We start from the raw sequence: 10179 nt of genomic DNA on the forward strand, positions 1-10179 counted from the left end.
GATGATTTGAAGGGACTCAATCGCTACTATCTGCAGTCTCTAGCAGTTTTAGCGCTGATACTAACCACCGCTTTTTGGGGTTCTACCTTTTTCCTGATCAAAGACCTGCTGACCACGATGACCACCTTATCTTTTCTAGGGGTTAGGTTCGTGATCGCGGGAGCACTTTCGGCAGTGATATTTTTTCCTCGCTTAAAGAGGGCTAGCCGAAAAGTCTGGCAACATGCTTTTGCGCTAGGTGCAGTCTATTCCGCGGCGCAAGTCTTACAGACTAAAGGCTTAGAGAGTGCCGATGCCTCGGTGGTAGGTTTCATTACCGGCTTGTATGTAGTGATCACTCCCCTGCTAGTGTGGTTGCTTTTCAAAGAAAAAATTAAGCCAGTAAACCTAGCTGCTGCTCTGGTGGCGATGGCCGGATTAATGGTTTTGAGTCTTGATGGATTCTCCATTGGTTTCGGGGAACTATTAACTCTGGCGGGAGCAGCTCTTTTTGCCCTCCACATCGTACTCACCGCTCGCTGGGCCGCCAAAGACGATCCCATAACTTTAGCTGCCATCCAATTAATCGCGATTGGTGTTTTCTGTTTTCTAGCGGCTCTGCCTTTTGGTCTGCAGTTACCCCAGGACGCTAGGCAGTGGACAGTGCTGCTTTACACGGTGGTGTTCGCAGCCATCGGAGCCTTAATCATGCAGACCTGGGCGCAAAAACACCTGCGTCCCACTAAGGCAGCCGTAGTAATGACTATGGAACCGGTGTTCGCAGCGGCCTTTGCGGTTCTTTTTGGGGGCGAGGACGTGACCTCGCGAATGATCGTCGGGGGTTCCTTAGTAGTTGCGGCTATGCTTGCCACCGAGCTTATCCCCGCTTATCGCGCGCGCGATATGATCCGTGCCGGCGAATAAAAAAGCTGTTGGAACAGCTCCTACAGCTGGGTAGCTTGCTAAAGCAAAGCGGGGATTCTAGGCAGAGAAGTTCTTTTGAATCTCGGTTTGTGTCTCTAGATATTCCTGTTCATAGCTGCCCAGCCCGGCCGGATAGTGACCGGCGAAAGAATCCATACAGAGGCCTCCGTATTTACCAGGCAGGTTCAGCCCCACGGAGGCCACCAACCCCGGTATCGACAGGTACCCTAAGGAATCTGCCCCCAAATGATCTCGTAGCTCTTCCACATTCATATGGGCGCTAATCAGTTCTGCTGAGTTGGAAACGTCAATCCCGTAGAAACTGGGGAAAATAAACTCCGGAGAAGCGATCCGCACGTGTACCTCGCGGGCACCGGCATCTTTTAGCAGCTTGACGATCCGCCGAGAAGTAGTACCTCGGACAATAGAATCATCTACCATCACTACCGATTTACCTTCTACGATCCCTTTGACCGCAGAAAGCTTCATCAGTACCCCTTTTTCCCGCAGCGACTGTTTGGGCTGAATAAAGGTACGAGTCACGTATTGGTTTTTCACTAGCCCCATTTCATAGGGCAGGTGGGCAGCTTCTGCATAGCCAGAGGCCGCCGACAGCGAGGAGTTTGGCACCCCAATGACAATATCGGCACCGGGAGTAGGCTGCTCGTGTGCTAAAGTCATCCCGCATTGTTTGCGCACCGCATGAACATTTTTCCCTAAAATATTGGAGTCGGGGCGAGCGAAATAAATATATTCCATGGCGGCCACGCAAGTGTCTGCCGGCGGACAGTAGCGTTCGATCTTTAGTCCGTCCTCATCAATAATCGCGATTTCCCCGCCGCGCAGATCCCGATAAAACTCAGCTCCTATCAAGTCCAGGGCGCAACTTTCACTGGAGATTACCCAACCGCCGCGGGTCTTCATCTTTCCAATTACCAGTGGTCGTAAGCAGTGCGGATCCACGATCCCGTACATGGTGTCGTCATTCATAATCAGGTAGCTAAATCCACCCCGTAGCCGCTGCAAGGCTGCACAGAGCCGCTCGTAAAAGCTACCTTGTTCTCGCATAATCAAGTGCATTAGCACTTCTGAATCCGAGTTCGAGTTAAATAGCGAACCTTGGCGTTCTAACTCAACTTTTAGATCCGGAGAGTTCACCAGGTTGCCATTATGCGCCAGGGCAATATTCCCGTTATGCATATGAAATACGAAGGGCTGCAGATTGCAGCTCCAGTTATTACCGGAAGTTGAGTAACGCACATGTCCAATACCGCATGAACCGCTTAGCTTTGCCAGCCGTATGGGATCATCGAAAACCTCACTAACCAGACCTTTTGCCTTTTTAACCCTAATAGTTTCCCCATCGGAGACCGCAATGCCCGCACCCTCTTGTCCGCGATGTTGCAAAGCATGTAGACCGTAGTAGATCAGGCTAGAGGCGTCCGGGGAGCCGTAGACCCCAAAAACTCCGCACTCTTCTCCCAGGTTATTAACGATTTGAGCGGTCATGTTTCCCTCTCTAGATAGCATCCGCACCGATATCTTTCCGGTAGGTTTTACCTGCAAAATCTACTTTTTGGGCATTTTCGTAAACCACCTGGCGGGCAGCTTCTAAGGTGTCCGCGCGGGCTACTAGATTCAACACTCGCCCTCCATTGGTATACGCTTTCCCGTTTTCGTGGCGCACTCCCGCTTCCAGGTAATCCACGCCCTCTAGACCGGTAATCTCTTTACCTTTTTCATAGCTACCCGGGTAGCCTTCCGAAGCCAACACCAGGCAAATAGCTTTTTGATCGCGGATTCTAATATCAGTAGGTTCCAGGCGCCGCTCCATACAGGCCACCAGCAGCTGATAAAAATCCCCCTCAACCAGGGGTAACACTACTTGCGTTTCCGGATCCCCGAAACGCATATTGTATTCCAGCAGGTAAGTGCCGTTATCGGTGAGCATCAGTCCAAAGAAAATACATCCGGCAAACTCGAGACCTTCTGCTTGAATTCCTTTTAAGGTAGGAGCCAAAATATCACGTTCAAACTCTGCTTGCCGCTGCGCAGTGTAGAAGGGATTGGGGGCAAAAGTACCCATTCCGCCGGTATTAGGGCCGGTCTCCCCCTCCCCTATTTTCTTGTGATCCTTGGCAGATACCAGTGGAAAGATCCCTTGTTCATTAGCGAGACTGAGAATAGAGGCTTCTTTGCCGACCAGGTATTCCTCTAAGATAACCTGTTCTCCGGCTTTGCCGAATCGTTCCTCAACCATGATTTGCGCAATCGCATCGCGAGCTTCATCTGCGGTTTTACAGATAATTACACCTTTTCCGGCTGCCAGTCCAGAAGCTTTCACCACTACCGGGAGGTTAAAATCGACCAGTCCCGCAATCGCGGTCTCGTAGTCGCTGAAAGTTTGGTAGCGGGCGGTTTTCACCCCGTATTTGTGCATAAAGTCTTTGGCATAGGCTTTGGATCCTTCCAGACGAGCCGCCGCTTTACCCGGGCCAAATAGTTTCATGCCGGCCTGGCTAAACAGATCCCCAATCCCGGCAACTAGCAGATCTTCGCTGCCCACAATAGTTAGATCCGCAGCGAACTCCTGGGCAGTGCACAAGATTTCCTGCATATCTAAGGACGTGGTTTGGGCAATTTCGTGGGCTCCCAGGGCGCGCTTAATAGCGTTTTCGCGTCCCCCGTTGCCTACTATCAGAATCTTTGCCATCAGTATTATCTCTTTTCTATCTGGCTTTGCTGCTTGCGGTCAGAGCAGGCAGATTCGGGTCTCAGCAGGACTGTCGCATTGCTCTTTGCTAAAGATTTCTCCGATTTGATAGGCCCCGGGCAGCGACGCAGTTAGTTTCGATAATTCCTCTGGGGGAATCACCAGAGTGAAGCCCACTCCCATATTGAAGGTTCCCCACATTTCGCTTTCGGGTACCGCTCCAAATTCTTCGCGTTTAAAGATGGCGGGAATACGAACTTTTTCTTTTTCAATCCGCGCACAAAGACCTTCAGGAATAATCCGCGGTACGTTTTCCTCTAACCCTCCTCCGGTAATATTCGCCAGCCCATGGATCTCTACTTTTTGCTCCAGCAACGACAGGATTTCGGGAACATAGATTTTAGTGGGAGTCAGCAACTCTGCAGGGAAAGGATCTTTAAACAGCGCCCTCACCAGGGAGAACCCGTTGGAATGCAGCCCAGAGGAAGGAAGAGCTACCACTACATCGCCCTCTTTAATCGCCGAGCCATCGATAATATTGGCCTTTTCTACCACTCCAACGGTAAAACCGGCCATATCGTATTCGCCGCTTTGATAAAAGCCGGGCATCTCCGCAGTTTCGCCCCCGATTAGCGCTGCCCCCGCCTGCTTGCATCCGGCAACTATTCCCGCAACCAACTGCGAGGAGACCTCTGCGTCTAGCTCGGAACAGGCCAAATAATCTAAGAAAAACAGCGGCCGCGCCCCATGACAGAGCACATCGTTGACGCACATGGCCACCAGGTCTATCCCTACGGTGTCATATTTTTTTAAGGAGAAAGCAATTTTCAGTTTGGTGCCCACACCATCGGTACCGGAAACTAGGACGGGTTCCTGGTATTTACCGAGTTCGTAGAGGGCAGCAAATGATCCTAGGGAACCCAATACCTGTTTATTTTGGGTGGAGGCGACCATTTGCTTTAACCGGCGCACATGCTCGTATCCTGCTTCTTTATCAACACCGGCATCTTTATAACTGACCATATTCTGTCTTTTTCCTTGCCCTAAGTAGCGGCCTGTCTCCTGGGGGTGGAAGTGTTACCTCCACCCCCAAGGATCTGCTCTAAAATCTATTTCTTGGTAATCCGATGCAGGATTTCTTTATAGGCTTCTTCGATCCCGCCCATATCCCGGCGGAAACGATCCTTATCCAGTTTCTTCTTGGTTTCCGCATCCCACAGTCGGCAAGTATCAGGGGTAATTTCGTCGGCTAGCATCAGGTTCCCGTCCTTGTCGCGACCGAATTCGATCTTGAAGTCCACCAGGAGGATACCTTCCTTCTTAAAAGCGTCAGACAGGATCTGGTTAATCTTGGCGGTTACTTCCAGGATTTCTGCCACCTCTTCTTCAGTAGCCGCCCCAATAGCCACCGCGTGATCGGAGTTGATCAGCGGATCGCCCAAGTCGTCATCCTTATAGGAGAACTCTTGAATCATTTTCTTCGGCATGGTGCCTTCTTCTAGCCCCAGGCGTTTAGCCATAGAACCGGCAATAATATTGCGAGTGATGACCTCTAGCGGCACAATATCTAACTTCCAGCACAGCTGTTCGCGCTCATTGAGCTTTTCAATGAAATGAGTTTTTACTCCCTGCGAGGCCAGCATTTCAAACAGGTAGCTGGTGAGCTCATTGTTGATAATGCCTTTATCAGCAATGGTGCCTTTCTTTTCACCGTTACCGGCAGTGGCATCATCCTTGTAATAAACAATTACCTTATCGGGATCATCAGTGGCATAGATTTTCTTGGCTTTGCCCTCGTACAGGAACTCTTTCTTTTCCATTATTTGCCTTCTTTTTATCTAAAATTATTCTGTTAAAAACTAACCGGGTCAGCAGTAAACTTTTGCTTCATGTTCGCACGATACTCTTTTAGCTGTGCAGCTACCTGATCGTTGCTGGTGCCAATAATCTGCACCGCGGCCATGGCGGCATTATAGGAATTATTGATTCCCACCGTAGAAACCGGGATTCCTTTCGGCATTTGCACGATTGAGTAGAGGGCGTCTTGACCACCTAAGGCCGCGTCTAAAGGTACCCCGATTACCGGGATCGTCACTTTAGAGGCAATTACCCCGGGTAGGTGTGCCGCTAGCCCTGCCCCGGCGATAATGGCTTTCGCCCCCGAATCCACGGCCTCTTTTAGAATATTCTCTAAAAGTTCCGGTACCCGATGCGCCGAAGCGATATACGCTTTATATTCCAATCCGAACTCGTCTAAACATTTGGCCGCGCCCGCCATTTTTTCTTTATCGGAGGCGGAACCAAAAATGATTGCTACATCCATCGGAAATAATTAACCCCGTTTCTGAATAGGTTTTGTTCTATTTCGGGACAGTAGTTGAGGTATAGCCCGCTACCGCTCCTTTCTGAATGACCCATCTTTCCCAGGATTTGTCCCTGATGAGCCAACAGCCCTTCGATTCCGAAGGAAGATCCATTGGGGTTTTCCCCTAAATACTTAGTAGCTATCTGTCCCGAGGCCGAGCATTCGCGGTACTGCTCAGGGCTCATGACTACTCGTCCTTCGCCATGAGAAATCGGTATATGGTGGACTTCTCCCACATCAAAGGAACTGAGCCAGGGGGAAGCTACCGATGCAATAGCCGTATGGACGATTTTGGCGACGTGATGACCGCTGTCGTTTGCGGCCAAGGTCGGTGAATCCGGATCTAAATCCCGAATCTGTCCGTAGGGAAGCAATCCGGATTTGATTAGCGCCTGGAAACCATTGCAGATTCCCAGAATCAGACCGCCTTTGCGCAGTAGGGAGTGGACGGCTTCTTTAACCTGTTCTTGGCGCAGCACCGAAACGATGAACTTTGCCGAGCCATCGGGTTCGTCGCCCACGGAGAAGCCCCCAGGCAGTGCCAAAATATCGGCTTGCTCGATTTGCCGGGCATAGGAGGCAGCATCCCGATAAACCTCGGTTACTACTTGCGCACCCTCGCGCGCGAAGGCACGAGCCATATCGTATTCACAGTTAGTACCGGGGAAGATGGGGATAAATACCTGCGGATTTTGTTTTCTATAGGGCGCATGGCGCGGTTTAGTCAGGCAGGTTTCACTAGACCTAGAAATATCGTTAGGAAGCTGGCTGCCAGCGGTCGGGAAAATATCTGCCAGGGGCTGTTCCCAAGCTTGTTGTAAAGCTGCCAGATCTAAGCGTTGCCCGTTAATGGAACTATCTGACCAGCTACCGGTGTATCCCAACAGCGGTAAGTCCAAATGCTGATCGGTTTCGAGCAGGAAACTGCCATAGCGGGAAGCAAATAGATCTTCTTCAGTATCGATGCTGAACCCGATCCGGTTTCCGAAAGCCATTTTTGGTAGCGCCTCTGCGATCCCTCCATATCCGAGGGCATATGCCGAGAGGGGATTAATCGCTTGCAACTTATCAAGGGCGGCTTGGAAAGATTCCAGGTCTACTGCCCCCAGTTCATCGGTCTGCACTGGTAGCAGGTAGAGACGGTGATTACGAGCTTTAAATTCCGGGGTGCGCAGTTTATCCGCTTCCTGCATACCGATCGCAAAACTAACCAAAGTAGGCGGCACATGCATGTCTTCGAAAGTGCCGGACATGGAATCTTTGCCCCCGATGGAGGCCAGGTGGAAGTGGCGCAAAACGCGGTTAGCTCCTAGCAGGGCTTCCACCACGGTTCCCCACTTCTCGGGGTCTTCGCTCAGACGCTGGAAATATTCTTGGAAAGTGAAATACAAGTCGTGGTAATCGACCCCGGCTGCGGCCAGGCGCGACATGGATTGCACTACGGAAACGATGGCGCTGTGATAGGGGCTAAGTTCGGCTAGCGAAGGTTCAAAACCGTAGGCCGCTACTGAGGCTACCTCGGCCTGTCCGTCCTCTAGAGATACCAGCTGCGCGCTCACCTGCGAGGGGGTGCGCTGGAATTTACCGCCATAGGGCAAAGTTAACGTGGTGGCACCAATCGAGGAATCGAAGATTTCGTTGAGTCCGCGCTGGGAACAAATATTTAAATCTGCCAGGTTATTTTGCAGTTTTTCCTGTAGGTTAGCCCCGGATACGCTGCGCCGGGTAGATATTTCCCCGCTAGATGCGGCTTTAAACTTAGCTTGGGAACGCACCCCGTTGGTATCGAGGAAGTCCCGGGAAATATCTACAATAGTTTCTCCCAGGTAATGCATCACCAGGCGCCGCTCTGCAGTCACGGTCGCCACGTGGGTTACTTCTACGTCCTCACTGGCGCAAGCATCATAGAAAAACTGCAGGTCTGTAGGGTCGATGCAGACTGCCATTCGCTCTTGAGATTCAGAGATCGCTAACTCGGTACCATTTAGCCCCTGGTATTTGACCGGTACCCGGTCGAGTTCTATTTCCAAGCCGGGAGCCAGTTCTCCGATCGCAACGGAGACTCCTCCCGCCCCAAAGTCATTACATTTCTTAATCCGCTTGGCGACCTCGCCTCTGCGGAAGAGCCGCTGAATCTTGCGTTCAATAATCGGGTTACCTTTTTGTACCTCTGCCCCACAGGTTTGGGAGGAGTCTCGAGTGTGGGTTTTTGAGGATCCGGTAGCTCCCCCAATCCCGTCACGTCCGGTGCGTCCTCCGATTAGCAAAATCAAGTCGCCGGGGGCAGGTTCTTCGCGAATAATGTTCTCTGCGGGAGCTGCTCCTACTACAAAGCCGAGTTCGAGGCGTTTTGCCCGATAACCGGGGTGATATATTTCCTTAACATAGTTGGTGGCCAGCCCAATCTGGTTACCGTAAGAGGAATATCCGGCAGCTGCTCGCTGGGTGATTTCCTTACTGGATAGTTTGCCTTCGATGGGGTCTGCTATCCGGGGATCGGCACTGCCGGAAATACGCATTGCCTGGTAAACAAAGGTACGTCCCGATAAGGGGTCACGTATAGCGCCCCCAATACAAGTAGAAGCCCCACCGAACGGTTCGATCTCGGTGGGGTGATTGTGGGTTTCGTTCTTGAACTGCAGGATGTACCGCTCGCCGCCCACAGTTACATATACCGAACAGGCGTTAATCTCGTTGGAGACTTCCTGGTTCTTTACCTTTTCCCGTTTAGCCGCCAAGGTGGCCAAATCCATCAAGGTAATCGGTTTTTCACTATTGCGTTCCTCTAGGTAGCGATCCCATTCTTCCTGCAGGCGATCCGCGTAAGGACCGCTAAAAGCGGCATCGGTGAGCTCAGTTTCAAACGTGGTGTGGCGACAATGGTCTGACCAGTAGGTATCGATTACTTTAATTTCAGTTTCGGTAGGTAGACGCCCGATACTGTCGAAATAGCCTTTGATAAACAGCAAGTCTGCTTTGGTCATCGCCAAAGCAGCATTTTCATAGTAGTCTTCGGTGATTTCAATACTGGGAGGCAATTGCCGATTAGGAACGTAAGTTTCGTTTTCCAGCACCGACATATCTTTAAGCCGCATCTCGATGGGATTGAATTCAACCTTGCCGGTATGCCCGTATCCGCATTTGACAGTAGCTTCATAGCCTTGCAACTGTAGACATTTTTCCGCGGCATCGGCACGCTGGTCGAATTGTCCCGGTAGGTATTCGAGGACGTAGTAGTCATCGATATCAATCTCGTCAAGCACCAGATCCTGGTTGATCTCAGCGAATACGGTGTACTTGGCTTTTTCCAGTGCAGCCGCGTCAAGACCAAAAATGTCATAGACATTGAACTGGGTAGTATCGTTCTTTTTCCTTACGAAAATCCGCTTATTCAAAGTCTTCCCTTATATGAAATAGCTGCCCGGTATGAAATTTTGCGCGCGGTATCGGGAAGTCGTCTGAATTCTCACCCACTACCCAACCGCATCCCCCTGACCTCTGGTAAAACCTGCTGCCCGGGGAGCCTGTTAGTTGCTTGCCCGGGACTTATGGAAACAAGCCCGCAGGAACCAACTACCCTTTTAGCCTACCAGGGGCAGCGCCTGGCGTACTAATCAGCTACTAGAAACCAACAAGCAATTTGTGTCAGCTTTTCTCGATTTTCTTAGTGCCGAGGAAGTACTTGGGCTTGGAGGGACTGCTTTCACATGAACGAGAATCAGGATAAAGGGTTGGGAACTTGGATCTGCTAGTCAGTTTCGCTAGCAGAGGTACTAAAGTAAAAAATATGTTAGTTGCATTTTCTATTACTCCTTCCGCCTCTGACGCTGAGGGCGGAGTTCATGACGCAGTTGCTGCCGCGGTAAAAGTTATTCGGGATTCGGGACTACCTAACCGTACGGATTCCATGTTCACCACTATTGAGGGCGAGTGGGATGAATGTATGCAGGTAATAAAGGACGCCTGTGAAGCGGTATCGCGTTTTGCTCCGCGGGTGTCTTTAGTGCTAAAAGCGGATATTCGTCCTGGCCGCAGCGGTGAAATGGCCGCGAAACTAACCCGTCTAGATGCCGCGCTCAATAAGTTACAGTCCTAGAGTAAGCTGCTTAAAAATCTGGGTTAAAGCCTAATATCCGTTAGTAAAAAATCTGGTGGGGGGGGGGGGGGGGGGGGGGGGGGGGGGGGGGGGGGGGGGGGG

Annotated in this window: 8 protein-coding genes; 2 read left to right on the forward strand and 6 right to left on the reverse strand. The window is 51.1% G+C overall.

All coding sequences use genetic code 11. From position 1 onward, the window contains the following. Positions 1–6: 6 nt before the first annotated feature. Positions 7–903: a DMT family transporter gene (locus L0M99_RS04395; RefSeq protein WP_238127893.1), complete on the forward strand. Its 897-nt coding sequence runs from the start codon at positions 7–9 to the stop codon at positions 901–903. Positions 904–960: 57 nt separating this feature from the next. On the opposite strand, the gene purF is transcribed toward L0M99_RS04395, so the two are convergent. The 6 genes from purF to L0M99_RS04425 form a co-directional block, all read right to left on the reverse strand. Next, complete coding sequence (gene purF, locus L0M99_RS04400; RefSeq protein ID WP_024058780.1) at positions 961–2412, reverse strand: amidophosphoribosyltransferase; 1452 nt, start codon at positions 2410–2412, stop codon at positions 961–963. A 10-nt stretch (positions 2413–2422) separates the two neighbouring features. Continuing rightward, entirely contained in the window at positions 2423–3616 is a 1194-nt protein-coding gene (gene purD / locus L0M99_RS04405; RefSeq protein WP_238127894.1) for a phosphoribosylamine--glycine ligase, read from the reverse strand. Between the two features lie 39 nt (positions 3617–3655). After that, a complete protein-coding gene (gene purM / locus L0M99_RS04410) occupies positions 3656–4639 on the reverse strand; it encodes a phosphoribosylformylglycinamidine cyclo-ligase (protein WP_024058778.1) in 984 nt (327 codons plus the stop codon). Positions 4640–4725: 86 nt separating this feature from the next. Beyond that, entirely contained in the window at positions 4726–5436 is a 711-nt protein-coding gene (purC, locus tag L0M99_RS04415; RefSeq protein ID WP_024058777.1) for a phosphoribosylaminoimidazolesuccinocarboxamide synthase, read from the reverse strand. Positions 5437–5468: 32 nt separating this feature from the next. Next, on the reverse strand, positions 5469–5939 hold the full coding sequence (gene purE, locus L0M99_RS04420) for a 5-(carboxyamino)imidazole ribonucleotide mutase (RefSeq protein WP_024058776.1): 471 nt from the start codon (positions 5937–5939) through the stop codon (positions 5469–5471). After that, positions 5930–9376, reverse strand: coding sequence for a phosphoribosylformylglycinamidine synthase (locus L0M99_RS04425; protein WP_238127895.1), 3447 nt, complete (start codon positions 9374–9376; stop codon positions 5930–5932). The genes purE and L0M99_RS04425 overlap by 10 nt, the downstream gene beginning before the upstream one ends. A 392-nt stretch (positions 9377–9768) precedes the next feature. Between L0M99_RS04425 and L0M99_RS04430 the strand changes: the two genes are divergently transcribed. Then, complete coding sequence (locus L0M99_RS04430) at positions 9769–10077, forward strand: thiamine-binding protein (RefSeq protein WP_238127896.1); 309 nt, start codon at positions 9769–9771, stop codon at positions 10075–10077. The last annotated feature ends 102 nt before the right edge of the window (positions 10078–10179 follow it).

Source organism: Varibaculum cambriense, from assembly GCF_022133705.1.
GTDB lineage: Bacteria > Actinomycetota > Actinomycetes > Actinomycetales > Actinomycetaceae > Varibaculum > Varibaculum cambriense_A.

Coding starts and splice junctions, on each gene's coding strand:
- purM (WP_024058778.1), bottom strand. CDS start 4,639: ATGGTCAGTTATAAAGATGCCGGTGTTGATAAAGAAGCAGGATACGAG.
- purE (WP_024058776.1), bottom strand. CDS start 5,939: ATGGATGTAGCAATCATTTTTGGTTCCGCCTCCGATAAAGAAAAAATG.
- purD (WP_238127894.1), bottom strand. CDS start 3,616: ATGGCAAAGATTCTGATAGTAGGCAACGGGGGACGCGAAAACGCTATT.
- purC (WP_024058777.1), bottom strand. CDS start 5,436: ATGGAAAAGAAAGAGTTCCTGTACGAGGGCAAAGCCAAGAAAATCTAT.
- L0M99_RS04430 (WP_238127896.1), top strand. CDS start 9,769: ATGTTAGTTGCATTTTCTATTACTCCTTCCGCCTCTGACGCTGAGGGC.
- purF (WP_024058780.1), bottom strand. CDS start 2,412: ATGACCGCTCAAATCGTTAATAACCTGGGAGAAGAGTGCGGAGTTTTT.